The 23,377-nt window shown below is 65.2% G+C and carries 21 protein-coding genes and 1 pseudogene; 14 read left to right on the top strand and 8 right to left on the bottom strand.

All coding sequences use genetic code 11. The features are described from left to right. The first annotated feature begins 19 nt into the window (after positions 1-19). Positions 20-1,684: a (2,3-dihydroxybenzoyl)adenylate synthase gene (locus AC5Y4H_RS07950; RefSeq protein ID WP_499980109.1), complete on the top strand. Its 1,665-nt coding sequence runs from the start codon at positions 20-22 to the stop codon at positions 1,682-1,684. A gap of 37 nt (positions 1,685-1,721) precedes the next feature. Here AC5Y4H_RS07950 and AC5Y4H_RS07945 read toward each other — a convergent pair whose 3' ends face one another. The 4 genes from AC5Y4H_RS07945 to AC5Y4H_RS07930 all read right to left on the bottom strand — a co-directional run bounded on the left by AC5Y4H_RS07945 (position 1,722) and on the right by AC5Y4H_RS07930 (position 6,322). Then, on the bottom strand, positions 1,722-2,783 hold the full coding sequence (locus AC5Y4H_RS07945; protein ID WP_499980108.1) for a 3-deoxy-7-phosphoheptulonate synthase: 1,062 nt from the start codon (positions 2,781-2,783) through the stop codon (positions 1,722-1,724). A gap of 270 nt (positions 2,784-3,053) precedes the next feature. Further along, positions 3,054-3,671, bottom strand: coding sequence for a TetR/AcrR family transcriptional regulator (locus AC5Y4H_RS07940; protein ID WP_499980105.1), 618 nt, complete (start codon positions 3,669-3,671; stop codon positions 3,054-3,056). A 101-nt stretch (positions 3,672-3,772) separates the two neighbouring features. Further along, a complete protein-coding gene (locus tag AC5Y4H_RS07935) occupies positions 3,773-4,558 on the bottom strand; it encodes a maleylpyruvate isomerase N-terminal domain-containing protein (RefSeq protein WP_499980102.1) in 786 nt (261 codons plus the stop codon). Positions 4,559-4,663: 105 nt separating this feature from the next. Next, a complete protein-coding gene (locus AC5Y4H_RS07930) occupies positions 4,664-6,322 on the bottom strand; it encodes an NAD-dependent malic enzyme (protein ID WP_499980099.1) in 1,659 nt (552 codons plus the stop codon). A 1,039-nt stretch (positions 6,323-7,361) separates the two neighbouring features. On the opposite strand from AC5Y4H_RS07930, the gene AC5Y4H_RS07925 reads away from it, so the two are divergent. The 3 genes from AC5Y4H_RS07925 (at position 7,362) to AC5Y4H_RS07915 (ending at position 9,475) form a co-directional block, all read left to right on the top strand. Continuing rightward, complete coding sequence (locus AC5Y4H_RS07925; protein ID WP_499980095.1) at positions 7,362-7,865, top strand: hemerythrin domain-containing protein; 504 nt, start codon at positions 7,362-7,364, stop codon at positions 7,863-7,865. A 216-nt stretch (positions 7,866-8,081) separates the two neighbouring features. Further along, the gene (locus tag AC5Y4H_RS07920; RefSeq protein ID WP_499980090.1) at positions 8,082-8,816 is read left to right on the top strand and encodes a FadR/GntR family transcriptional regulator; all 735 of its coding nucleotides are present in this window, start codon (positions 8,082-8,084) and stop codon (positions 8,814-8,816) included. Beyond that, positions 8,813-9,475 carry a sterol desaturase family protein gene (locus AC5Y4H_RS07915; RefSeq protein WP_499980088.1) on the top strand — a complete coding sequence of 221 codons (663 nt, stop codon included), beginning with the start codon at positions 8,813-8,815 and terminating at the stop codon, positions 9,473-9,475. The genes AC5Y4H_RS07920 and AC5Y4H_RS07915 overlap by 4 nt, the downstream gene beginning before the upstream one ends. A 29-nt stretch (positions 9,476-9,504) precedes the next feature. On the opposite strand, the pseudogene AC5Y4H_RS07910 reads toward AC5Y4H_RS07915, so the two are convergent. Next, a pseudogene (locus AC5Y4H_RS07910) lies at positions 9,505-9,615 on the bottom strand (type 1 glutamine amidotransferase domain-containing protein); the annotation flags it as partial. A gap of 98 nt (positions 9,616-9,713) precedes the next feature. On the opposite strand from AC5Y4H_RS07910, the gene AC5Y4H_RS07905 reads away from it, so the two are divergent. Genes AC5Y4H_RS07905 through AC5Y4H_RS07885 form a run of 5 tightly spaced genes read left to right on the top strand, consistent with a single transcriptional unit; the run spans position 9,714 to position 14,951 of the window. Continuing rightward, positions 9,714-10,718 carry an alpha/beta hydrolase gene (locus AC5Y4H_RS07905; RefSeq protein ID WP_499980086.1) on the top strand — a complete coding sequence of 335 codons (1,005 nt, stop codon included), beginning with the start codon at positions 9,714-9,716 and terminating at the stop codon, positions 10,716-10,718. A gap of 2 nt (positions 10,719-10,720) precedes the next feature. Then, positions 10,721-11,578 (top strand): SDR family NAD(P)-dependent oxidoreductase, encoded by an 858-nt coding sequence (locus tag AC5Y4H_RS07900; RefSeq protein ID WP_499980293.1) that lies wholly within the window; start codon positions 10,721-10,723, stop codon positions 11,576-11,578. 24 nt (positions 11,579-11,602) lie between these two features. Further along, positions 11,603-12,523, top strand: coding sequence for a ferritin-like domain-containing protein (locus tag AC5Y4H_RS07895; RefSeq protein WP_499980085.1), 921 nt, complete (start codon positions 11,603-11,605; stop codon positions 12,521-12,523). Next, on the top strand, positions 12,520-14,022 hold the full coding sequence (locus AC5Y4H_RS07890) for a flavin-containing monooxygenase (RefSeq protein ID WP_499980083.1): 1,503 nt from the start codon (positions 12,520-12,522) through the stop codon (positions 14,020-14,022). Before AC5Y4H_RS07895 ends, AC5Y4H_RS07890 begins: the two co-directional genes overlap by 4 nt. Positions 14,023-14,036: 14 nt before the next feature. Next, positions 14,037-14,951 (top strand): MerR family transcriptional regulator, encoded by a 915-nt coding sequence (locus AC5Y4H_RS07885; protein WP_499980081.1) that lies wholly within the window; start codon positions 14,037-14,039, stop codon positions 14,949-14,951. 24 nt (positions 14,952-14,975) lie between these two features. Here the strand turns inward: AC5Y4H_RS07885 and AC5Y4H_RS07880 are convergent, their stop codons facing one another. Then, positions 14,976-16,328: a salicylate synthase gene (locus tag AC5Y4H_RS07880; RefSeq protein WP_499980079.1), complete on the bottom strand. Its 1,353-nt coding sequence runs from the start codon at positions 16,326-16,328 to the stop codon at positions 14,976-14,978. A 189-nt stretch (positions 16,329-16,517) separates the two neighbouring features. Here AC5Y4H_RS07880 and AC5Y4H_RS07875 point away from each other — a divergent pair, with 189 nt between their 5' ends. Both AC5Y4H_RS07875 and AC5Y4H_RS07870 read left to right on the top strand, forming a co-directional pair. Then, a complete protein-coding gene (locus tag AC5Y4H_RS07875; RefSeq protein WP_499980077.1) occupies positions 16,518-16,730 on the top strand; it encodes a hypothetical protein in 213 nt (70 codons plus the stop codon). A 279-nt stretch (positions 16,731-17,009) separates the two neighbouring features. Next, positions 17,010-18,248: a sodium-dependent bicarbonate transport family permease gene (locus AC5Y4H_RS07870; protein WP_499980074.1), complete on the top strand. Its 1,239-nt coding sequence runs from the start codon at positions 17,010-17,012 to the stop codon at positions 18,246-18,248. 17 nt (positions 18,249-18,265) lie between these two features. Here the strand turns inward: AC5Y4H_RS07870 and hemW are convergent, their stop codons facing one another. After that, on the bottom strand, positions 18,266-19,438 hold the full coding sequence (hemW, locus tag AC5Y4H_RS07865) for a radical SAM family heme chaperone HemW (RefSeq protein ID WP_499980072.1): 1,173 nt from the start codon (positions 19,436-19,438) through the stop codon (positions 18,266-18,268). A gap of 194 nt (positions 19,439-19,632) precedes the next feature. Between hemW and AC5Y4H_RS07860 the strand changes: the two genes are divergently transcribed. From AC5Y4H_RS07860 to AC5Y4H_RS07850, 3 genes are all read left to right on the top strand, one after another. Then, positions 19,633-19,725, top strand: coding sequence for an Ms4527A family Cys-rich leader peptide (locus tag AC5Y4H_RS07860; RefSeq protein WP_499980070.1), 93 nt, complete (start codon positions 19,633-19,635; stop codon positions 19,723-19,725). A 115-nt stretch (positions 19,726-19,840) separates the two neighbouring features. Further along, positions 19,841-21,508, top strand: coding sequence for a nitrite/sulfite reductase (locus tag AC5Y4H_RS07855; RefSeq protein WP_499980067.1), 1,668 nt, complete (start codon positions 19,841-19,843; stop codon positions 21,506-21,508). Further along, positions 21,505-22,248 (top strand): phosphoadenylyl-sulfate reductase, encoded by a 744-nt coding sequence (locus tag AC5Y4H_RS07850; RefSeq protein ID WP_499980064.1) that lies wholly within the window; start codon positions 21,505-21,507, stop codon positions 22,246-22,248. Before AC5Y4H_RS07855 ends, AC5Y4H_RS07850 begins: the two co-directional genes overlap by 4 nt. Before the next feature lie 33 nt (positions 22,249-22,281). Here AC5Y4H_RS07850 and AC5Y4H_RS07845 read toward each other — a convergent pair whose 3' ends face one another. Beyond that, positions 22,282-23,370, bottom strand: a complete 1,089-nt coding sequence (locus AC5Y4H_RS07845) for a sulfate/molybdate ABC transporter ATP-binding protein (protein ID WP_499980062.1) — start codon at positions 23,368-23,370, stop codon at positions 22,282-22,284. Positions 23,371-23,377: the final 7 nt, after the last annotated feature.

The raw sequence follows: 23,377 nt of genomic DNA, 5'->3' as shown, positions 1-23,377 counted from the left end.
ACCGCCCGCCAGAGGAGCCATGAGCCCAAACACCCCGCAGCCGCCGGCCAGAGTCCTCGACGGGTTCGTGCCGTTCCCCGCCGATCGGGCCGCCGCCTATCGAGCGGCCGGCTACTGGACGGGACGTCCCCTGGACACGATCCTGCGCGACGGGGCACAGCAATGGCCCGACCGGATCGCCATAGTCGACGCGATGGCCGACACCGGCATCACTTATGCGGACCTCGACGACCAGGCTGACCGCGCGGCCGGTGGACTCGTGCGCGCGGGCATCGCGCCGGGCGACCGGATGCTGCTGCAGTTGCCGAATGGATGCCAGTTCGCGGTCGCGCTGTTCGCCCTGCTGCGCGCGGGAGCGATCCCGGTGATGTGCCTTCCGGGCCACCGCGCCGCCGAACTGCGGCATTTCGCCACGGTCAGCGATGCCACCGGGCTGCTGATCGCCGATACCGCGGGTGGTTTCGACTATCGGGCGATGGCCAGCGGGCTGTCCGAAGAGCTTGCCGCGCTCAAGCATGTCATCGTCGACGGTGACCCGGGACCATTCACCTCGTGGGCGAAATTGCGCGATCAGGCGGCGACCGGCTCGCCGCCACCGTCGCCCGACCCGGGAACACCTGCGCTGCTACTGGTTTCCGGCGGCACCACGGGAACACCCAAACTCATCCCCCGCACCCACGACGACTACGTGTTCAACGCGAAGGCCAGCGCCGAACTCTGCGGGCTCACCTCAGACGATGTCTATTTGACGGTGCTGTCGGCCGGCCACAACTTCCCGCTTGCCTGCCCGGGCCTGCTCGGCGCGATGACCGTGGGCGCCACGACCGTTTTCGCCACCGATCCCAGCCCCGAAGCGGCCTTTGCCGCCATCGCCCGCCACGGCGTCACCGTGACCGCCCTGGTGCCGGCGTTGGCCAAGTTGTGGGCTCGAGCCTGCGACTGGGAACCCGTGACACCAAAGACATTGCGGCTCTTACAGGTTGGTGGCGCCAAGTTGGAACCCGAGGATGCCAGATTGGTGCGCGACGCCATGACCCCGGTTCTGCAGCAGGTGTTTGGGATGGCCGAGGGGCTGCTGAACTACACCCGGCTCGACGATCCCCCGGAACTCACCGAACAGACCCAGGGGCGGCCGTTGTCGGCAGCCGACGAACTACGCGTCGTCGACGCACAGGGCGATCCGGTGCCCCAGGGCGAGGAAGGCGAGTTACTGGTCCGCGGGCCGTACACCTTCAACGGTTACTTTCGCGCCGGGCGCGACAACGAACGCAGCTTCGACGCGCAAGGGTTCTTCCGCAGCGGCGACGTGGTGCGGGTGCGCAACGACGGCTATCTCGTGGTGACCGGCCGAGTCAAAGACGTGATCTGCCGTGGCGGGGAAACGATTTCCGCGGCGGACCTCGAGGAGCAGATGCACACCCATCCGTCGATCTTCTCGGCCGCCGCGGTCGCACTGCCCGACGCCTACCTGGGCGAGAAAATCTGCGCGGCCGTGGTTTTCAACGGCGCCGAGCTATCGCTTTCCGAATTGAACGGCCACCTCGACGAGCGTGGCGTGGCTGCGCACGCCCGTCCCGACGTCCTAATTGCGATGACGTCGCTGCCCACTACCCCGATCGGCAAGATCGACAAAAAGGCCATCGCTAACCAGGTTTCGGCGCAGCAAGCGCACCAGCGGCGGTAAGGTGCGCGCGTTCCCAGCCGCCGGCCGGGCCCCGCGATCAGCCCATCGCCGCGTGGAGGTCGGCCAGCAGGCCCGCGGTGGTCTGAAAGTCCATGCACTGATCGGTCACGGACTGGCCGTAGGTCAGCTCGCCGCTGAGCGATTGGGCGCCGGCCACCAGGAAGCTCTCCAGCATCAGGCCGGCGATACCGCGCTCGCCCGCCGCGATGCGTCCGGTCACCCCCGCGGTGACCTCGGCTTGCCGCACATGGTCTTTCGCGGAGTTGGCGTGTGAGCAATCGATCATCACCCGCGCCGAAAGCCCCGCCTTGCTGAGCCGTTCGATGGCGGTGGTCACCGAGGCGGTGTCGTAGTTGGGCCCGGCTGTGCCACCTCGAAGGATCACGTGGCAGTCGGGATTGCCCACGGTCTCGACAACGGCCGCGCGACCGACGTCGTCGGTACCGAAGAAATGGTGGGCTGCCGCAGCGGCTTTGACGCCGTCGATGGCGACCTGGACGTTGCCGTCGGTGCCGTTCTTGAACCCCACCGGCATGGACAGACCGGACGCCAGCTGGCGATGCACCTGCGACTCGGTGGTCCGGGCGCCGATCGCGCCCCAGGCGACGGCGTCGGCGATGTACTGCGGGCTGGTGGGCTCGAGGAATTCACATCCCACCGGCAGGCCGACGTCGATGATGTCGAGCAGCAAGCCGCGCGCAATCCGGAGTCCATGTTCGACGTCGAAGCTGCCATCCATGTCGGGATCGTTGATGAGTCCCTTCCAGCCGATGGTGGTGCGCGGCTTTTCGAAGTAGACCCGCATCACGATCTTCAGCCGATCGGCGTACTCGGCGGCGATCGGCGCAAGTCGGCGTGCGTAATCGAGCGCGGCGGCGGGATCGTGCACCGAGCAGGGCCCGACGACCAGTAACAGCCTGTCATCACCACCGGCCAGGATCGCCGAGATCTCCTCGCGATCGCGCTGGACGGTCTGGGCGCGCCGAGCCGTCAACGGCAGCTCGGTGCGGATCACGACGGGAGCCGAGAGTTCCCGGAACGAAACGATCCGATGATCGGACGTATCGATCGTCGCCGTTTCGCAATTGGTCATGGACATGGGGGTGTGTGCCTTTCTGCTGGCTCCCAGGGCACGCCCGCTGGTTCCCGATGCCCTGAAAAACGAAAAGCAGCGACCTGGTGGTCACTGCTGGGCTCCGGGTATCAGTCGTGCGGTTGCGTCAACCAGACGCTGCATCGCTGGCTCCACCCGGAGCCACGATAAAGCGCCAATACGCGCGCACGCCGATATTCACGTCGGCGAAGATACCATGCGGAGTCAGGCGTATGACAACCTGGCAGTTTGCGACCGCCGTCACATCGCCTCAGACTAACCAGATGTATTGGCGCGCAACGCATCGATTAGCCGGTCCATCACCGCACCGGCGTCCGCGCGGGCCTTTCGCTGATCCGTCGCGCGGGCGATGTAGAGCGTTGCCTCGCGCAGCGCCCCCATGATCGTCAGGGCCGTCGCCTCGACGGGCTGGCGGGGAATGCTGGCGGACTCGATGGCGTCGGTGAGCAGTTTGGTCACGAATCCGATGTTGTACCGATGTCCGATGTCGCTCCAGCGTTCCCATCCGAGTACGGCCAGCGCCTCGAGCAAGACGATGCGCTGAATCTCGGGTTCGGAGCACGCGTCCAGCCAAAGACCTGAACAAAGCCGCATGATCTCGACCGGATCGGAGTGGCCCGCGGCCGCGACCGCCTCACTCATCCGGGCGGCCATCTCGCCCTCCACCCGCTCGAATACCGCCGCGAACAACTCTGTCTTGTCAGTGAAATGGTGGTACAGCGCTCCGCGCGTTACCCCCGCGTCGCGGACGATCGTTTCCAGGGACGCGTCGGCGAACCCTACGGAGGCAAACAACGGGCGGGCGGCACCGATCAACGCATCGCGTGTCTCGGCCGCACGCTCGGCCTGCGTGCGGCGACCAATCTTCGCCATCGACCCATACCTTTCGCGTTACCCATGCATTTTCATACATACCGTATGAAAGGTCCGGGATTCCGCTACCGGCGGATGTGGCGTCGTGGTCGGCGCCCGGCTCAGAACACCCTGAGCCGGCGAACGAGATCCAGCGACGACGGGTCGCCCTCGGCCTGCACGCCCAGGTCCGCCCAGATGCCGCGCTGGGTGATCCACCGGACAAAGGCCTGCGAATCCGATGTGATGTGCGCTGCGACACCGGAGTCGGCGCCGATATGCAGGGTTCGTTCGCACAACCCGTCGAGGCACACCTCTACGCCCGTGTGTAAGTCGTTGAGCAAGTGCACGTTCTGCTGCGGCAGCGCCGCTTCGATCCAGTCAAGCGTGGGGGCAAGCCGTAGCGCGTCGACGGGCGGCGGATCTCCATCCAACGGGCCATCCGGTGGGAACAGGTCATACCGGATGTGAATGAAGGATTCGAAGACGAAGGTCGTCGGAACGACCGACGCGGGATAGGTCCCGACGTCGCCTATGGGTATGTCGATATCCTGAGTCTCGATCGCTGCGAGCACTTCCAGCCCTCGAGCGCTGACCGATTCATAGTCGGCCACAACCGCTTTGGGAGTCATCGAACGCCGCGAGGCGACGTAGAGATCTGCCGCGCGTTCGGCGGGAATTTCGCCCGGGCTGGGCAGCGCCGACGGATCGACCGCCAGCCAAAAGCTACATGCCATGTGCGACACGAGGTCCTGTACCGACCAGCCGGAGCAACCACTGTCTTTCTCCCACATCGCATCCGGTATCTGTGAGCACAGCTCCAACACGAGTCTGCGTTCTTCCGCTATGGCGTCGATCGTGGTACTCAATGCCGCTCCCTTCCAGATACATACAGTATGTATTAACATACACACTGTATGTATGAAGTCAAGCGCAAGTGTTGGCGGCAGCCTGGTCGCAGGGTAAGCACGCATCGACCAGAGGCATACGGAGGACCGACGCGGCTAGGGAGTTCACGGGCTCGCCGAGGCGGGGTACTCGGGCCGCCAACGCACGTGAGCGATGCGTTCGCCGAGTTCTGCGTCGCTACGCGTCGGGGCAACGCGGTCCGCCACGGCTTGGACGGCGACGGCGTGCGCGATCCGGACGGCGACGTCGGGCACGTCCGACCAGGCGGGCAGCAGCGGCTGGTCGGGGTCGGCCAGGGCGGGGGACGCCTCGCCCAAGGTCTCCGCAGCGACCCGCATCATCTCGTCGGTGACGCGGGTCGCTTGAGCCGCAGTCACGGCGAGTCCCATCGCTGGGAAGATATAAACGTTATTGCATTGGGCTACAGCGTGTTCCACGCCGTTTCGGTGCAGCGGCGCGAACGGTGATCCGGTGGCGATCAAGGCGCGCCCTCCGGTCCATCGATCCAATTCCGCTGGGTGGGCCTCGGCGCGACTTGTCGGGTTGGAGAGCGGGAAGATGATCGGCCGCGGTGTCTTGCCGGCGAGTTCGCGCACGATGCTCTCGGTGAAGGCACCCGCCGCGGTCGACAGGCCGAGCAAAACGCTGGCGTCGACATGATGAACGACATCCGCGAGCTGAGCCCGACGTGACAGCCCCCACCCCGCGACGCGGCTGGCCGGCTGGGCGAATCCGCGCTGGGCGTCGGACAGGTCGGTGCGGTCATCGGTGAGCAGGCCGACCACATCGATGACCCAGATGCGCTGCGAGGCCGCCTGTTCGGACAGCCCTTCGTTCATCATCTGCCGTCGAATCATGTCGAGCACTCCGATACCGGCCGAGCCGGCGCCGAGCATGACGACCTGTTGCTGCGAGAGGGGGCGGCCGGCGACTTTGGCGGCGCCGTGCAGCGCCCCGAGGGTGACGGCGGCCGTTCCCTGGATGTCGTCGTTGAAGGTGAGGAGCTCGTCGCGATAGCGGGCCAGGATCGGCAACGCGTGCGTCGTGGCGAAGTCCTCCCACTGCAGCAGCACGTTGGGCAGATGCCTGCGTACCGCGCCCACGAACTTGTCGATGAAAGCGTAATAATCGTGGTCGTCGACGCGCCGGTGCCGCCAGCCCAGGTATTGGGGATCGTCGAGCAATTCGCTGTTGTCGGTGCCCACGTCGAGCACGATCGGAAGGGTGCGCGCAGGATCGATGCCGCCGATCAGGGTGTAAAGAGACAGCTTTCCGATGGGAATGCCCATCCCGCCGATGCCCTGATCCCCCAGGCCGAGGATGCGCTGCCCATCGGTCACCACGATCACATCGACTTCGCGCTGCGGCCGGTTGTCGAGCACCTCGTCCAGGCAATCACCCTCGGCGTAGGAAACGAACAGCCCCCGCGGCCGCCGGTAGATCTCGCTGAAGCGCTGGCAGGCCTCACCCACGGTGGGTGTATAGACGATCGGCAGCGCCTCCGGGATGTGGTCATGCAACACCCGGTAAAACAATGTCTCGTTGCGGTCCTGCAAAGCCCGTAGATAGATGTGTTTATCGAGATCGTCACGACGAGTGGAGAATTCGTGCCAGCAATGCTGAGCTTGCTGCTCCAGCGTCTTCACCGTCGTCGGCAGCAGACCCAGAAGACCCAGCCGTCGACGCTCGGACTCGGTGAAGGCGGTGCCCTTGGTGGTCAACGCATCGAACAGCCTGGCCGGCCCTCGGAGTTCATCAGGCATGGTCAGGATCCGTTCTGCGGATATTGCACGGTGACTTCGAACGGCGAGTGTCCAGACCATCATCGCCCATTCACGGGACATAGCGCGCGACGGCGCCGTCAATGTGCCGCGGTAGGTAGCCCGCCGTAGTAACGGCTCGCCGCGGTCTGCCCGAGTCGCTCGAGCCGGTGCACCGCGGTCGCGGCACGGCCTATCACGCCCGCATCACAGCGAAAGGATCGCGGCTGGTAGTGTCCGGGACACTGTGAATTTCGGAGTGGGGATACGTTCACCGTGGTCACGACTGCAATTTGTGTCAGCCACCGTTGCTGCGCTGGCCCTCCTCGCAGCGGTGCTCGGTTTCGGGCCTTTGCGCGCCGAGACGCACGCTGACGCCTCGCGGCCAGAGGTAGCGGCGTCATCGATCGGCTCGGTGTCTGGCCCGACGCAGTTGAGCAAAAGCTCGATCCTCGTTCGTCACCTTGACCCTAGGTCCAGCGTGAACGACGACAAAGCATTCAAAAGTGTTGGGCTCAAGCGTAATCGGCCAGCGGCCTTAGCATTGGCCACGCCGCGCTCGGCGGGATCTGCCCTCCCCCCGACGGTCAGGCTCATGTGGTCGGAGCAGCCGGTCGAGCTGCCCACTCGCGCGCCATCTTCGCGCTGCATCGACCAGAATGTTTTGATCCAACATTGCGTAGCCCGCTGCTGATCGAACGACGCAATCCTCCGGCGCGGCACCACCACTGACCTAGGCCGAAGGCGAGCCACCGGTAGGTTCCGTGCACCAGGTGTGCCAACCATTCGCTGCAGCTGATACAGCGATACGACTTTCGTTGTCGAGTCGCAATCTGCTCGCTCTGGCCGCACGAACTCTGACATGGGCTGGCCTCAACCTGGTCAGCTGAATTCCGGACCTCCGCGCCGGCGTGCGCCGAAGCCCCATCCGAATGGCTCAAACTCCAAAGCCTTCGGCGGCACAGCTGCAAGTGAAAACTAGCGCGCATCAAGGTGTTTCACACTCGCTCAGCCAGACAACCTTCGCAAACATAGGGAACAGATGACACCCCGCCACGTGATATCAGCCGCACTAATGCGACAACACCGCGAAATCTGTGGTGCGGTGGAAATCTTCATCCGAAAGCTTGAAGTCGGCGACATACAGACCGACCTAATCGCGGCGATGTTGGATGCACTGCGCCGGCACATCTATCTCGAGGAAGTCTTCCTTTTCCCGCCTCTCCGGGAGGCAGGGATATCGACGCCGATCGTTGCCATGATGCGCGAACACGGCCAGCTATGGGCAACGATGGAAAGCTTGAGCGAGCTACTCAGCGATCCGGACGACAGTCCGCGGCTCAGGGCCGCTTGCAATCGGCTACTCGAGCAACTTCACCGGCACAGCTTCAAAGAGGAGCCGGTGATTTATCTGCACGCTAACTATGACCTACCAGCATCAACGCGCGAAGAACTCACCACGTTCATCTGCACCGGCCGCATCCCCGAAGGGTGGGTCTGTCAGCAGGCAACGAGTCGAAACTCGACCCATCGACGACTTCGATAGCCAGCGACGCCGCCCGGGCCGCGCGATTCGCTAAGGCTGCTGCGCCCAGACCCGCAACAGGCGCGAAGGTCGGTAAGGGCTCGACCTCAGCCAAATCGTGGACGCCACGAACTGATGGTCGGCGCTGAACCGGGCCGAGCAAGGGGTCGCCACCTCGCTACCTGGAAATTGGTCTGACCACTTGACGTCTAGCCAGATCTCGGGGAGCGTACCCATATGGCTCTGCGGCCGGTCATCCGGCAATCGATACCTGAACACGTTTTCGAACAGATCATGTCCGACGTCCTCAGTGGTGAAATGGCGCCCGGAGAAATGCTGCCCAGCGAGCGCAGACTCGCAGAAGTGCTGGGTGTGTCCCGCCCGGTGGTCCGGGAGGCGCTCAAGCGTCTCAGCGCTGCCGGCCTGGTCGAGGTCCGGCAGGGGGACGCCACCACTGTGCGGGACTACCGACGTCATGCAGGCCTGGACCTGCTGCCCCGCCTGCTGCTCCGCGACGGCGATCGTGCTGACCAGCTGGACTTAGCGGTCGTGCGCAGTATTTTGGAGGCCCGGCTGCACAATGGGCCCAAACTCGCCGAACTGGCAGCGCAGCGCGGCGGCCCGCAGGCGGCCGTTTTGCTCGACAGCGCGGTGAATACGCTGGCCGCCGCAGGGGATCCGGTGGAACGTCAGCGCGCCGCGCTGACATTCTGGGACCACGTCGTCGACGCAGCCGACTCCATCGTCTTCCGGCTGATGTTCAACACGCTGCGTGCGACGTATGAACCCGCGCTCCCGGCGCTCGCCACGGTGATGGCCGCCGAGATCAGCCACCCGGAGCTGTACCGGCAAGTGGCAGATGCGATCACCGCCGCCGATGCGGCGGCGGCCAACCGCGCCGCGAAGAAACTGCTCGAGCCGACCAGCCACGGCCTGCTCGCCGCGCTATCTGGCTTGGACGAACGACGGTGACAACACACGCACGCAACAGCTTGACCCTGTCCGAGGCGGCCCGGGAGTTTTGGCGCCACCCCTCCCCCCCGGCGATCGCACTGACTTTCCTAGCAGCACTGACGGCCCGCATCGTGGTCGGTGACTGGCGGCTCACCGACGCCGTGCTACCGGCAATCATGGTGGCCACGTTCCCCGTGTTCGAATGGATCATTCATGTCGCCATCCTGCACTGGCGGCCGCGCAGGCTCGGCGGTCTCGCCGTGGATCCGCTGTTGGCACGCAAACATCGCCAGCATCACAGCGACCCACGAAAAGTTGAGCTCATCTTCATGCCATGGCAGACGCTGCTGTGGGTGATCCCGACTGCCGTCACCATGGCCTTGGTGGCGTTCCCTCGACTCGGCCTCGGGCTGACGTACCTGGCCGTTTTGACCGCCCTCGGGCTGGCCTACGAGTGGACACATTATCTCATCCACACCGACTACAAAGCGAAAACCGCTACGTATCGGTCGATTTGGCGCAATCACCGGCGACACCATTTCAAAAACGAACACTACTGGTTCACCGTCACCACCACCGGAACCGCCGACCGACTTCTCGGCACGTACCCGGATCCGTCGACGGTACCGACCTCGGCGACAGCCAAGGACCTGCACGCCGCTACGCGCTGGCCCTGACGCGTGAAGGTCCCGCCCGGCCTTAACGCTTTGAGCCGCAACGGAGTCAGCGGTGAGGGGCCACCTTTCGGGCTGACGAACTTCTGTTCGTAACGCGCTTCGGCGAAGACGTCATAAGCGTGCGTCAACTCCGAGAGCCATGCCGTCCGCCCCCGCAGTGATGGACACCCGGCCGGCCGTCTTTAACTTCCACAAGTTGCCATTGACCAATGTCACCATTTGGTGTTGACTACGTTTCATGACGGACGGCGTTCCGGCTCGCGGGTCGTTGCGATCCCGCGGCGCGGCAGCGGTAAGTACGTACACCCTCCGGCCGATCACCAGCGTGATTCCGCCCGAACGGGCCTGGGGGCTGTGGTTGTCGCGCCGGATCATCGCCAGGATCATGGGGACCTTCGGTCCCTCGCTCGCGGGTACTTGCGTCGAGCCGGTGGACGTCAGGCTGCCCGACGGCCGCCGCGTCAAGGGTGAATGGGTCTATGGACCGCGAACGCCCACCAGCGAGACCGAGCGCTCCTCGATCAGCGACGGTGCGATCTACTACGTGCACGGCAGTGGGTATGCGGTGTGCTCGCCAAAGACCCACCGCCGCTTGATATCTTGGCTATCAGCCCTGACCGGCCTGCCGGTGTTCTGCATCGACTACCGACTGGCCCCGAAGCATCGCTTCCCCACCGCGGCCGACGACGTGCGCGCGGGCTGGGACTGGTTGGTGAACACCCGCGGGGTGCCGCAGACACAGATTGTGATCGCCGGTGATTCGGCGGGCGGTCACCTGTCGGTGGACTTGCTGCTGCAGCCCGACGTCGAGCACCCCGCCGCCATGGTGCTGTTCTCTCCGCTGTACGACCTCACGTTCGAACTGGCGCTCGCCCGCGAGCGGATCCGCCCGGATCCCGCCACCCGGGCGGCGAGCGCGGTCCGCCTCGTCGGCCTCTATCACAGCGGCGTCGAGGTCAACCACCAGCGCTTGACACTCGACGTGGCCGCCGGCCCCGCGCTTCCCCAAACCCTCATCCAGGCGGGTGGAGCCGAGATGCTGCAGGAGGATGCGCGCCAGCTCGCCGCCGACATCCGCACCGCCGGTGGCAGATGCGAACTGCAGATCTGGCCGCACCAGGTGCACGTCTTTCAAGCGTTGCCGCGCATGACACCCGAGGCCGCCAAGGCCATGGCCTACGTCGCGCGGTTCATCGCTCACGCCCTGCAGGATGCGCGCGCCGTCACCGAGGAGGTCCACTGATGATGTTCGGCCCCCTGGACAGACTGCTCGACCGGTCGAAAACCAGCCGCGGCGCCTCGGCGGTGGTGACCGGCGCGGGAAGCGGCATCGGTGCCGCCTTCGCCATCGAACTGGGCAAGCGCGGCGGCGCGGTGGTGTGCAGTGACATCAACGAGGCGGCCGCGCAACAGACGGCCGACACGATCATCGCGCTCGGTGCAAAGGCGGTCGCTATCCGTTGCGACGTATCGCGATTCGACGACGTGCAAGCGTTGGCCGAACAGTCGCAGTCCTGGTTAGCGGCGCCACCCACTCTGGTGATCAACAACGCCGGCGTCGGTGCGGGCGGCGCCGCGATCGGCGAAGCGCCGCTGGACGACTGGCTGTGGACCTTGGGCATCAATCTGTGGGGCCCCATCCACGGGTGCCACGTGTTCACCCCGATCCTGCGCGAGGCCGACCCGTCGCGCGCGCCGCGGGGCATCATCAACGTGGCCTCGGCGGCGGCATTCGGTGCGGCGCCTGGCATGGCCGCCTATAACGTCAGCAAGGCCGGCGTGCTCTCGCTCTCGGAGACCCTCGCTGCCGAATTGGCCGGCACGCGGGTGCGAGTCACCGTGCTGTGCCCTACCTTCGTCAAGACCAACATCCTCGAGTCCGGCCGCATCAGTGAGCAATCGAGCGAGCTGGCCGGGAAATTGATGCGCTGGACGGGATTATCCGCGGAGAAGGTCGCGCGCACCTGCTTGGACGCCCACGACCGTGGCGAGCTGTACTGCATGCCGCAGATCGACGCCAAGATCGGCTGGAACATCAAACGCCTGGCCCCGCAGACCTATACGCGCGCGGCCGGCCTGGTGTCCCGAATCAACCTGCCCTGATCACCCGACGGAAAGGAGCGCTCGATGGCCATCGACATGGAAGCCATGCTCGCCAAGATCAAGGATCGGCAGTGGGCCCTAGCCGACATCGATTGGGACGTACCCGGCGCCGACATGATCAGTGATGAACAGCGGCCACAACTCAAGGCGTTCATGGCCGACCTGTGCTGGATCGAGAACATCGGCGCCAGGGGCTTCGCCGCGCTGGCGAAGAAGGCACCCACACCGACAATCGCCGAGATCTACCGCTACTTCCACGCCGAGGAGCAGCGCCACGCCAACGCTGAACTGGCGCTGATGAAGCGCTGGGGCATGCTCAAGGACGGCGAGATTCCCGAACCGAACGTCAACATCCGCCTGGCGATCGACTGGCTGGATCGCTGGGCCGACGACATGCCACTGTCTCTGCTCGGCACCGTCATCCCGATGCTCGAAGTCGCACTGGACGGCGCCCTGTTGAAATTCCTCCTCGACGAGGTGCACGACCCCCTGTGCCACCAGGTTTTCGAGAAGATCAACAATGACGAATCACGCCACCTGGTCGTCGATTTCGAAGTCCTCGACATGATCGGGCACGCGAAGATCCGGCGGTTGCTGATCGACTTCGTCGGTCACAACGCCACTCCAGGCCTCATCATCGGCGCGATCACGGGAGCACCGCTGATCAACAGGATCCGCAACGAGATCACCGCCATGGGCATGGAGCCCGAGCGGCTTTACCGGGCAGTGAAACGATTCAAAGAGCTAGGTGATCGCGGCGAACGTACCAGGCGGGTACCGACTTATCGGTTCCTGAGGCGCTACGCCGGAGTGGTCACAAACCCACGCCACCCCTACCACCTGCTGGCGAATTCGATGGTGTGGCTGTCCGACCGATATCCGCGGCCCCTGCTTCCGTCGGTACCGACATGGGTTGGAGAACTCACCCACGAGCCGGCGGCGTGACCGTGGCGAACAACCGCGCCCATGCGGCGCTCATCATCGGGGCCGGCTTCACCGGACTGGGGGCGGCGATCCGCCTGGCCGAAGCCGGAATCGACGACGTCGTGATGCTGGAACGGGCCGACCGGGTCGGCGGAACATGGCGCGACACAACCTATCCGGGTGCCAGCTGCGATGTCCCGTCAGTGCTGTACTCATACTCGTTCGTCAAGAACCCGACGTGGTCACGCACCTATTCGCCGGCCCCGGAAATTTACCGGCATCTCGAGGACATGGCCAACAGGTTCGACATCCGCAGCCGCATCAAGTTCGGCCACGAAGTCAAGGACTTGACCTTCGACGGGGACGCCGGCGTATGGACGGCGACCACCAAGAACCGCAAGAAGTTTCGCGCCCGCACGGTCGTGCTGGCGTCCGGCCCCCTGTCGGACGTCAGCTTTCCCGACATCCGCGGCCTCAACAGCTACCGCGGACACAAGATCCACAGCGCGCGGTGGGACCACGACTACGACTTCGCCGGCAAGCGCGTCGCGGTCATCGGTACCGGTGCCAGTGCAATCCAGATCATCCCCGAGCTGGTCAAGCGGGCCGGGTTCGTCAAGGTATTTCAGCGCACGCCGTGCTGGGTGCTGCCGCGACTGGACGTCGCCACCCCGCCGGCCGTGCAATCCCTGTTCACCAAAGTTCCTGCCACCCAACAGCTTGCGCGCCAGGCGCTCTACTGGGGCCACGAAGCCAGCGCCACGGCGCTGGTCTGGGACACGCCGTTGACGTCGCTGGTCGCCCGGCTCGGGCGAGTACACCTGCGCGCTCAGGTGAAAGATCCGTGGTTGCGGCGTCAGCTGACGCCAGACTTCCGGCCGGGTTGCAAGCGCATGCTGGTCTCAAGTGACTACTACCCCGCGCTGCAACGCGAGAACTGCAAGCTCATCGACTGGCCGATCGCCACGTTGAGCCCGGCTGGCATTCGCACCAGCGACGGCATCGAACACCACCTCGATTGCATCGTCTTCGCCACCGGTTACGACGTGCACCTGACCGGCCCGCCCTTTGGAGTCACCGGACTCGGCGGCCGGTCGCTGGCCGCCGAGTGGGCCGATGGCGCACAGGCTTACAAGAGCATCAACGTGCACGGCTACCCCAACCTGTTCGTCATGACCGGCCCCAACTCCGGGCCCGGCCACAATTCGCTGCTGGTTTACATCGAAGGTCAGCTGGATTACGCGGTACGAGGGATCACCGCCGTGCTGAACAACGACCTGCGCTACCTCGATGTGCGCGAAGAGGTCCAGCGTCGCCACAACGAGGGCCTGCAACGCCGGCTCACCAAGACGACCTGGATGTCGGGTTGCCGCAGCTGGTACCTCACCAAGGACGGATTCAACGGCTCGACGTACCCCGGTTTCGCCACGCAGTATCTTCGCCAAATGAGGGATTTCCGGTACGAGGACTATCAGGCGGTGGCACGTCACGCCAAGTCGCAGGCCACCGCGTCGGCCTGAGATGCCGCACTGACATGGCAACCGAACGCGCTGCGCGGCCCGACCCGGGCACCATCGCGAGCGTGCTGCACAACGTGCGGCGCGCACCCAAAAGGGTTCGGCGCCAATCGCGGGAATACCGCCAACTCATCGAGGGGGCGGTGTCACAGCTCTTCGATGCGGCCGCCCGGCACCCGCACGGCACGGCGAACTCCGGCGAATACCGGATCGACGACCTGGCCCGGCTGGCCGGCACCACCACCCGCAATATCCGCGTCTACCGCGATCGCGGACTGCTGCCGCCTCCACTGCGGGTGGGCCGAATAGCGCTGTTCAACGACACCCACCTGACCCGGCTACGGCTCATCACCTCGATGCTCGACCGCGGTTACAACATCGCGCACGTGCGAGAGATGCTCAGCGCGTGGGAGGAAGGCAAGAACCTCGGTGACGTCCTGGGCCTCGAAACCGCCATCGTCGGCACCTGGACTACCGAGAAGCCCGAGACGATGACGCTGGCCGACGCCCAGCGCCTGGTCGACGACGCCGACGCGTTCGATCGCCTGGTGGGGCTGCAGGTGATCCGGATCGATGGGAACCAAGCAACGGTCACCCGCCCCAAGCTCATCGAAGCCTTCAACGAAATCCGCGGCTACGGCGTCAAGTTCGACAAGCTCATAGACCTCCACGAGCAGATCGTTCCCGAAATCGACAAGATCAGCGACATGCTGGTGCGCGCGGGAGCCGAGCACGTGCTGGATCGCATCAAGCCCGGCGAACCGCTGCCGGCCGACGCCGAGATCGCCGAACTGATCACCATGCTGGTGCGCTTCCGAACTCAAGCGGTGGCGACCGTCACCGCCACGCTCGCCTCGTCGATCGAATCCAGTATCGAATCGCTCGTTGGCCGCATCTTGGCCGACTACCTCGAATCGAGCTCTGCGGTCTGAGCCTGGTGCCGTGCAACGGCAAAGCTATTGGCGAGCAATCAGATACGGCGCGAGCGTCGACAGCTTTTCGCAGGTCTCCTCGAATTCACGGTCGGGTGTGGACCCTTCGATGATTCCCGCACCGGCCCGCAGCCACGTCTTGCCGTCACATTCGTATGCGGCCCGCAGCGACAGCGCCGCATCGAGGCCCCCGTCGGCCGAAATCATCACGACCGCACCCGAGTACAGCCCGCGTGGCCCCTCGTCGAGGCGCATGATCGCTTCGACGCCATTCGCTTTTGGGATGCCCGACGCGGTGACCGCCGGGAACAGCGCTTCGAGCGCATCCATCCGGTCGTTGCCCGTACCGAGTCGACCGCTGACCGTAGAGCCGAGGTGCTGCACGCTCCCCCGTTCCCGCACGGTCATGAAGTCGGTGACGACGGCGGTGCCCGGCTCGGCGATCTCGGCCATTTCCTGCAGCGAACTTCGCACCGAAATAGCGTGCTCGACAATCTCTTTGGAATTCGACTCCAGTTCGTCGCGAGCCTGGCGGTCACGGACCTCGCCATGACCGAGCGCACGCGTGCCCGCCAGCGGTTCGGTCACCACCAGGCCGTCACGATGGACCGCCGCGACGAGTTCGGGGCTATAACCCACGGCGCGGATGCCGCCGAGCCGCAGCAGGAACGACCGCACCGGCGTGTTGTGCCGACGGGCCAGCCGATACGTGGACGGGAAATCAAGCGCGAAAGGCACTGCGAGAGAACGGGAAAGGATCACCTTGTGATAACGGCCGGCGGCGATCTCGCCGACGGCCGACGCCACCCGATCGCGATAGGCGGACGGGTCAACGACCACGTCGACCGCCGAGGCGTCGCGCACGTCGGGCACGCCGTCGTCCAGCACGCTCAAAACGTCGTCCCGGTGGCCCGCGGAGGTACCGAACAGCCGGACCTCCTCCCGGGTCACCACGATGCGGCCATGCGGCCAAAACACCCGGGCCAGCGCCGTTCCCGGTGCCAGGCGCTGTTGCAACCCGTAGCGGTACACGCCGAACTCGAAGGCGATCCAGCCGAAGAGCTGGTCGGTTTCCAGCAACAGCCGATCGATGGCTTCACCGAGGACCGGCCCAGGCCTGCCCGACCATCGTTCGTTCCGGATCACGCCGTCACGGCTCAGGCGCAGCTCGTCGCTGTCCAGCTCGATCATCGCGCGCACGCCGGTGGCCAGCACCCATTCACCGCTGCGCTCATAGAGCAGATACTCTTCGCCGACGCGCTCGGACAGCTCCACCACCAGCGCGGCTGCCAGGTCGGCCGGGTCGGTGTGCGGGGGGAGCGGGATCGACGGCGACTCCGAGTCGGCGGAAGTTGTCTCGACGCTGACCTCGGTCACGGTTAGTAAATGTAGCCTAACCTATGTAGCTGCGCGCAACCGGTCCCTCGACTGCGCCGATGAAGACGGCCTCTCCAAGTGTTTCCCAACCGTTTACATTGCGGCCGCACAACAAGCGGCTCCTGCGGCCAGAATTTTCATAGCGCTTACCGCCCGCTCGCACGGAATCCGCTGGATTGGAGGGTCACGGTGTTCATAATCCGGCTCTCCAACGGCGAGGAAGTGCACGCAAGCGAAGGCGACGAGCTCGAACTCAATCAACAGACCGGTGTGCTTTCGGTTTCCCGGGTCGACGGTTTCGAGGAAATCACGACGCATTACTCGCCGTCGGCATGGCTGTCGGTAACGCACCGCAAAAAGGGAGCCGGCGTCAGGCCGTCACTCGTTTCGTCGGCGCGTTGACCCCGTATTAACTCCACAGTAAATGCACAGCAGGTTCACACCAAACTAATGGCGCGCGAGGGACGCACGAATGAGATATTTTGTCCGATCGATTTCGCGTTGACCAGCGGTTTTGACGGTCACTCGGCGCGCCGTGCGGCGTCAGTTTCCCTGTGCGTGTTCAACTGGCGGCGAGTCAGCGGTGGGGATAAATTCTTGACGGTCGTCGGGATGTTTCGTGGTTGCTCCGCTTGCGGACGGTGCTTCCCCAGATCAGCGCTCTAACCAACGGAGGCATCGATGCTGCAAGAGTTCTGGCACAACTTCACCCATAACTTGTTCAAACCGCTTCTGCTGTTCTTTTACTTCGGGTTCCTGATTCCCATCCTCAAGGTGCGGTTCGAATTTCCCTACGTCATCTATCAGGGATTGACGATGTACCTGTTGCTGGCTATCGGCTGGCACGGTGGGGAAGAACTCGCACAGGTCAGTGCGTCGAGCGTCGGGGCCATCGTGGGATTCATGGTCCTGGGCTTCGTGCTGAACTGTGCGATCGGCGGCCTGGCCTACCTGGGCCTCAGTCGCCTCAAATCCCTGCGAAAAGTCGACCGCGCGACCATCGCCGGTTACTACGGGTCGGACTCGGCCGGAACCTTTGCCACCTGCGTGGCCGTCCTGGCAGCGGTTAACGTCGCTTTCAACGCCTACATGCCGGTGATGCTCGCGGTCATGGAGATCCCGGGCTGCTTGGTGGCCCTGTATTTCGTGGCGCGACTGCGCCATCGTGGGATGGACTCCGCCGGCTACATGCCCGACGAGGACGGCTACACGCCGCCCGTCAAGGTCGGCGTCGGACCCGGCACCGCGGCGCGTCCCCCGCAGGGCCAGAGTCTCGAGAGCCAAGAGGAAGCCGCCATCGAGCAGGAGCTGGAGCTCTCGCTCGAAAAGCTGGAGCACCCGGATTGGGAGCCGGACCCGAGGCCCGCGCGCAAAAGCAAGAGGGTGCCGATTTTTTCCCGGGAGCTGTTCCAGGAGGTCTTCCTCAATCCCGGTCTCGTCCTGCTGATGGGCGGCATCATCATCGGCCTCGTCAGTGGACTGCAGGGACAGAAGGTCGTCGCCGACGACGACAAATTCTTCGTGCTGGCCTTCCAGGGTGTGCTGTGTTTGTTCCTGCTCGAGATGGGGATGACGGCGTCGCGCAAGTTGAAGGACCTTCGCACCGCGGGACCCGGTTTCATCGTATTCGGCCTGTTGGCGCCGAATGTCTTTGCGACACTGGGCATCATCGTTGCCTGCAGCTACGCATCGCTGACTCACACCGACTTCAAGACCGGAACCTACGTGCTATTCGCGGTCCTGTGTGGTGCGGCCTCCTACATCGCCGTTCCCGCGGTGCAGCGCCTGGCGATCCCCGAGGCGAGCCCAACGTTGCCGCTGGCCGCCTCACTGGGCCTGACGTTCTCGTACAACGTCACCGTGGGAATCCCGCTCTACATCGAGATCGCCCGCGCCTTCGAACATTGGTTCGGCGTCTGACCGTACGGACAACGCCGCTACCCCAATAGCGTTCGCACCACCGCGTCGGCCAGCAGCCGTCCGCGCGGAGTCAGGACAAGCCTGTCACCGTCCGACACCAACAACCCGTCGGCAACCGCACGCTGGGCGCGATCGCGCTCGGCAGCGCTGAGTAGCTCAACTGGAAGGCCTTGCCGCAGCCGGGTTTTCAGCAGCACGTCCTCGGTGTGCAAGGCGCCGGCATCGAGCTGCTCGAACCCGGCCACCGGCAATGCCGCGACGCTCAAACTCTCCGCATAAGCGTTGGGATGCTTGACATTCCACCAGCGCGTCGCACCGACGTACCCGTGCGCACCCGGGCCCGCGCCCCACCACTGGCCGCCATCCCAGTAGCCGAGATTGTGCCGGCACTCACCGCCGGGCCGCGACCAGTTGGACACTTCGTACCAGGACAGACCCGCTTGCGACAGCCGCGCATCCACCAATTCGTACCGGTGGGCCAAGACGTCGTCATCGGGTGCGGCCAGTTCCCCGCGCCGCACTCGCCGGGCCAGCGCGGTGCCTTCCTCGACCACCAGCGCATAGGCGGATACGTGATCCACGCCGGTCTCTATGGCGGTGTCGACCGAGCACAACAGGTCGTCGTCGGACTCCCCCGGAGTTCCGTAGATCAAATCGAGGCTGACGTGCTCGAAGCCCGCGGCCAGCGCCTCGCGGGCGGCGGCCGCGGACCGGTTCGGCGTGTGGATGCGATCAAGGACACCCAATACCTTCGGCGCCACCGACTGCATCCCCAGCGACACGCGCGTGTAGCCGGCCGCTCGGATGGCATCGAAGAAATCCGGCCATGCCGACTCCGGGTTGGCCTCGGTGGTGACCTCGGCATCGGATGCCAGCGTGAAGTGCTGACGCACCATGCCCAGCAGCGTCGCCATCCGCGGGCCCCCGAGCAGCGACGGCGTCCCGCCACCGACAAACACGGTGCTTACCGGCGGCGCCTGCAACCTTGCGGCGGCCAGCTCCAGTTCCACCCCAAGCGCGCCGAGCCAGGCGTCCGGATTGACGCCACCCAGCTCGGCCGGGGTGTAGGTATTGAAATCGCAGTAGCCGCACCGGGTTATGCAGAACGGCACATGCACATAGATGCCAAACGGCCGCCCGGCGAGGACCCCGACGTCGGGCAGGTCGACCGGTGCCTCGCGAATGGCCATGCCAAATGATCCCACGAGGGCTCGAATAGGCCCGGGTCGTCGGCTCGGGTGCGGCGCTCACCCGAGCGAAGGTCGCATGAACTTCTAAGGCTTTGCCAGTGCGATCTCCCAGGGTCGGCCGGTAATTTTAATCACCGTGAGCCAAGATTTAACCTGCTCGCACCGCCCTTCGGCATCCGTGGCACAATGGTGCGGTGACTGTCGACCAGCCCAGCGTGCACATCGTGCTGGTAGCGAGACGGCACATTGATCTCAAGCGCGTTTGCAGCTGTATCTGTCTGCCTTGACGTGGTAGACCCAGGCCCCCTGCGTCTCCAGCTGGCCGACGGTTCCGCGCCACCCATAAGTGCCGGTGAACTGTGCTGGCCGCGCTGGCGATCTTTTTAGAGGAGAGAACTTCCGATGACCACCGCCCGACCCGCGAAGCCTCGTAACGAGGGCCAATGGGCACTGGGGAATCGTGAGCCGTTGAACCCGAACGAAGAGATGAAGCAGGCCGGCGCCCCGCTGGACGTGCGGGAGCGCATCGAGACCGTCTATGCCCGCAACGGCTTCGACAGCATCGACAAGAGCGATCTGCGTGGGCGTTTCCGCTGGTGGGGCCTCTACACCCAGCGCGAACAGGGCTACGACGGCACGTTCACCGGCGACGACAATGCGGAATTGCTGGAAGCGAAGTACTTCATGATGCGGGTGCGCTGCGACGGCGGCGCGCTCTCGGCGGCCGCGCTGCGCACGGTGGGCCAGATCTCCACCGAATTCGCCCGCGACACGGCCGACATCACCGACCGCGAGAATGTGCAGTACCACTGGGTCGAGGTAGAGAACGTTCCCGAAATCTGGCGGCGGCTGGCCGAGGTGGGGCTGCAGACCGCCGAGGCGTGCGGCGACTGCCCCCGGGTGATCCTGGGCTCACCGCTGGCCGGGGAGTCACTCGACGAGGTGCTCGACCCCAGCTGGGCGATCGAGGAGATCGCGCGCCGCTACATCGGCCAGCCGGACTTCGCCGACCTGCCGCGCAAGTACAAGACCGCGATCTCGGGCCTGCAGGATGTGGTGCACGAGGTCAACGACATCGCGTTCATCGGCGTCAACCACCCCGAGCACGGCCCGGGACTGGACCTGTGGGTCGGTGGCGGGCTGTCGACCAACCCGATGCTGGCCCAGCGGGTGGGCGCCTGGGTGCCGCTCGACGAGGTGCCCGAGGTGTGGAACGCGGTGACCTCCGTCTTCCGCGACTACGGCTACCGACGGCTGCGGTCCAAGGCGCGGCTGAAGTTCCTCATCAAGGACTGGGGCGTCGAAAAGTTCCGCGAAATCCTGGAAACCGAATACCTCAAGCGTCCGCTGATCGACGGCCCGGCTCCCGAGCCGCTGAAGCACCCGATCGACCACGTCGGCGTGCAGCGGCTCAAAAACGGGCTCAACGCGGTGGGCGTCGCCTCGATCGCGGGACGGGTGTCGGGCACCATCCTCACCGCGGTGGCCGACCTCGCCGAGCGGACCGGCTCGGACCGGATCCGGCTCACCCCTTACCAGAAGCTGGTCATCCTCGACGTACCCGACGACAAGCTCGACGAGCTGATTGCGGGCCTGGAGGCACTCGGCCTGCACACGCGGCCGTCGCACTGGCGCCGGAATGTGATGGCGTGCACCGGGATTGAGTTCTGCAAGTTGTCCTTCGCCGAAACCCGGGTCAAGGCGCAGTCTTTGGTGCCCGACCTGGAACGCCGCCTCGCGGACATCAACGAGCAACTCGACGTGCCGATCACCGTCAACATCAACGGCTGTCCCAATTCATGCGCGCGCATCCAGGTTGCCGACATCGGGCTCAAGGGCCAGATGGTCGACGACGGACAGGGGGGCTCGGTCGAGGCTTTCCAGGTTCACCTGGGCGGCAGCCTGGGCCTGGACAGCGGGTTTGGCCGAAAGCTGCGTCAGCACAAGGTCACCAGCGACGAGCTCGGCGACTACATCGAACGGGTCACACGCAACTTCCTGAAATATCGCGGCGAGGGTGAACGTTTCGCACAGTGGGCTATGAGGGCAGACGAGGACGATTTGCGATGAGCGAACGACCAACCAGACTTCCGGAAGCCGAACTGCGCGCGCTGGCCGCGCGCGGGGCGGCCGAGCTGGAGGGCGCCAGCGCCGCCGACGTGTTGCGCTGGACTGACCGGACATTCGGCGGTGTCAATGGGCCGCGGGGCTGGGCCACCTGTAACTATGTGGTGGCCTCCAGCATGCAGGAGGCCGTGCTGATCGATCTGGCGGCAAAGGCGCGTCCGGGCGTGCCCGTAGTGTTCCTGGACACCGGATACCACTTCGTGGAAACCATCGGCACCCGGGACGCGATCGAGTCCGTGTATGACATTCGGGTGCTCAATGTCACGCCCGAGCAGAGCGTCGCCGAGCAGGACAAGATGCTGGGCAAGGACCTGTTCGCGCGCGACCCCGGTGAGTGCTGCCGGCTTCGCAAGGTCGAGCCGCTGGGCAAGACGCTGCGCGGATACTCCGCCTGGGTGACCGGGCTGCGCCGCGGCGAGACGGCCGCACGCGCCAACGCCCCGGTGGTCGGCTTCGACGAGGGCTTCAAGCTGGTGAAGGTCAACCCGCTGGTCGAATGGTCCGACGAAGACGTGCAGAATTACATCGACGAGCACAGCGTGCTGGTGAATCCGCTTATCTACGAAGGCTATTCGTCGATCGGCTGCGAGCCTTGCACGGCCAAGCCGCTGGCGGGCGCGGACCCGCGCAGCGGACGCTGGCAGGGGCGGGCCAAGACCGAATGCGGATTGCACGCGTCGTAACGACAGCGCGCAAACCGATGACGATTCGGGCCGTTACGCCGACGTCAGTGTGTTGTCATCCTCGTCGGCCCCGGCCGCACGACCGGCGTCGGTCGAATCGAGGGCGATCGGCGGGACGCGGGTGGCGCGCACGTAGACGGTGTCGCCGTCCCGCAGGGCCAGCGCCTCGGCGTCACCGCGGGTGATCTGGGCGGTGAAGAAGCCGCCGGTGGCGGCGCTGGTCAACTCGACCCGTACCTCGAAACCCAGCGTGACCACCCGGTCGACGACGGCGCGCACCACGCCGACGGAGTCGGCGGTGCCGTCCCCGCCGGCGATCGCCATCTCGGGGTTGCGACCCACCCGGATGTCGTGCGGGCGCACCAGGGTGCCGTTCAGCGTGGACACCGCACCGAGGAACGACATCACGAATGCGTTCGCCGGCGCGTCATAGACGTCGGTTGGGGAGCCGATTTGCTCGATTCGGCCCTGGTTCAGCACGGCGATGCGATCGGCGACGTCCAATGCCTCGGCCTGGTCGTGGGTGACCAGCACCGTGGTCACGTGCACCTCGTCGTGCAGGCGCCGCAGCCACGCTCGCAGATCCTCACGCACCTTGGCGTCCAGCGCGCCGAACGGCTCGTCGAGCAGGAGCACTTGCGGGTCGACGGCCAGCGCCCGCGCGAGTGCCATCCGCTGCCGCTGACCGCCGGACAGCTGGTTGGGGTAGCGGCCCTGCAGCCCGCTCAGTCCCACCACTTCCAGTAGATTGTCCACTTTGCTTTTGATTTCGGCCTTGGGTCGCTTGCGGACCTTGAGCCCGTAGGCCACGTTGTCGCGGACCGTCAAGTGCTTGAACGCCGCATAGTGCTGGAACACGAAGCCGATGCCGCGGCGCTGGGGTGGCACCCGCGTCACGTCATTGCCGTAGATCGTGACGGTTCCGGTGTCGGGCTGGTCGAGGCCGGCGATGGTACGCAGCAGGGTCGATTTGCCCGAACCGCTGGGACCCAACAATGCCGTCAGCGAGCCGGTGGGCACGACGAAATCCACGTGGTCCAGGGCAACGTAATCGCCATAACGTTTGTTGGCGTCACGCACGATGATGGCGAGGTCGTCGCTGTCGGTACCAGTCATGGTCATTCCCCTC

This window comes from Mycobacterium sp. NGS58, assembly GCF_059812385.1.
The sequence above is the reverse complement of the archived record's forward strand: the minus strand, read 5'-3'. Positions and strand labels throughout refer to the sequence as shown.

Bases quoted from the DNA above. Each gene is read 5' to 3' on its own strand.
- AC5Y4H_RS07935 (WP_499980102.1), bottom strand. From the start codon at position 4,558: ATGTTAATACATACTGTATGTATCTGGAAGGGAGCGGCATTGAGTACC.
- AC5Y4H_RS07950 (WP_499980109.1), top strand. From the start codon at position 20: ATGAGCCCAAACACCCCGCAGCCGCCGGCCAGAGTCCTCGACGGGTTC.
- hemW (WP_499980072.1), bottom strand. From the start codon at position 19,438: ATGGCCATTCGCGAGGCACCGGTCGACCTGCCCGACGTCGGGGTCCTC.
- AC5Y4H_RS07900 (WP_499980293.1), top strand. From the start codon at position 10,721: ATGTTCGGCCCCCTGGACAGACTGCTCGACCGGTCGAAAACCAGCCGC.
- AC5Y4H_RS07850 (WP_499980064.1), top strand. From the start codon at position 21,505: ATGAGCGAACGACCAACCAGACTTCCGGAAGCCGAACTGCGCGCGCTG.
- AC5Y4H_RS07895 (WP_499980085.1), top strand. From the start codon at position 11,603: ATGGCCATCGACATGGAAGCCATGCTCGCCAAGATCAAGGATCGGCAG.
- AC5Y4H_RS07870 (WP_499980074.1), top strand. From the start codon at position 17,010: ATGCTGCAAGAGTTCTGGCACAACTTCACCCATAACTTGTTCAAACCG.
- AC5Y4H_RS07925 (WP_499980095.1), top strand. From the start codon at position 7,362: ATGACACCCCGCCACGTGATATCAGCCGCACTAATGCGACAACACCGC.
- AC5Y4H_RS07940 (WP_499980105.1), bottom strand. From the start codon at position 3,671: ATGGCGAAGATTGGTCGCCGCACGCAGGCCGAGCGTGCGGCCGAGACA.
- AC5Y4H_RS07885 (WP_499980081.1), top strand. From the start codon at position 14,037: ATGGCAACCGAACGCGCTGCGCGGCCCGACCCGGGCACCATCGCGAGC.
- AC5Y4H_RS07920 (WP_499980090.1), top strand. From the start codon at position 8,082: ATGGCTCTGCGGCCGGTCATCCGGCAATCGATACCTGAACACGTTTTC.
- AC5Y4H_RS07945 (WP_499980108.1), bottom strand. From the start codon at position 2,783: ATGTCCATGACCAATTGCGAAACGGCGACGATCGATACGTCCGATCAT.
- AC5Y4H_RS07905 (WP_499980086.1), top strand. From the start codon at position 9,714: ATGACGGACGGCGTTCCGGCTCGCGGGTCGTTGCGATCCCGCGGCGCG.
- AC5Y4H_RS07845 (WP_499980062.1), bottom strand. From the start codon at position 23,370: ATGACCATGACTGGTACCGACAGCGACGACCTCGCCATCATCGTGCGT.
- AC5Y4H_RS07930 (WP_499980099.1), bottom strand. From the start codon at position 6,322: ATGCCTGATGAACTCCGAGGGCCGGCCAGGCTGTTCGATGCGTTGACC.
- AC5Y4H_RS07855 (WP_499980067.1), top strand. From the start codon at position 19,841: ATGACCACCGCCCGACCCGCGAAGCCTCGTAACGAGGGCCAATGGGCA.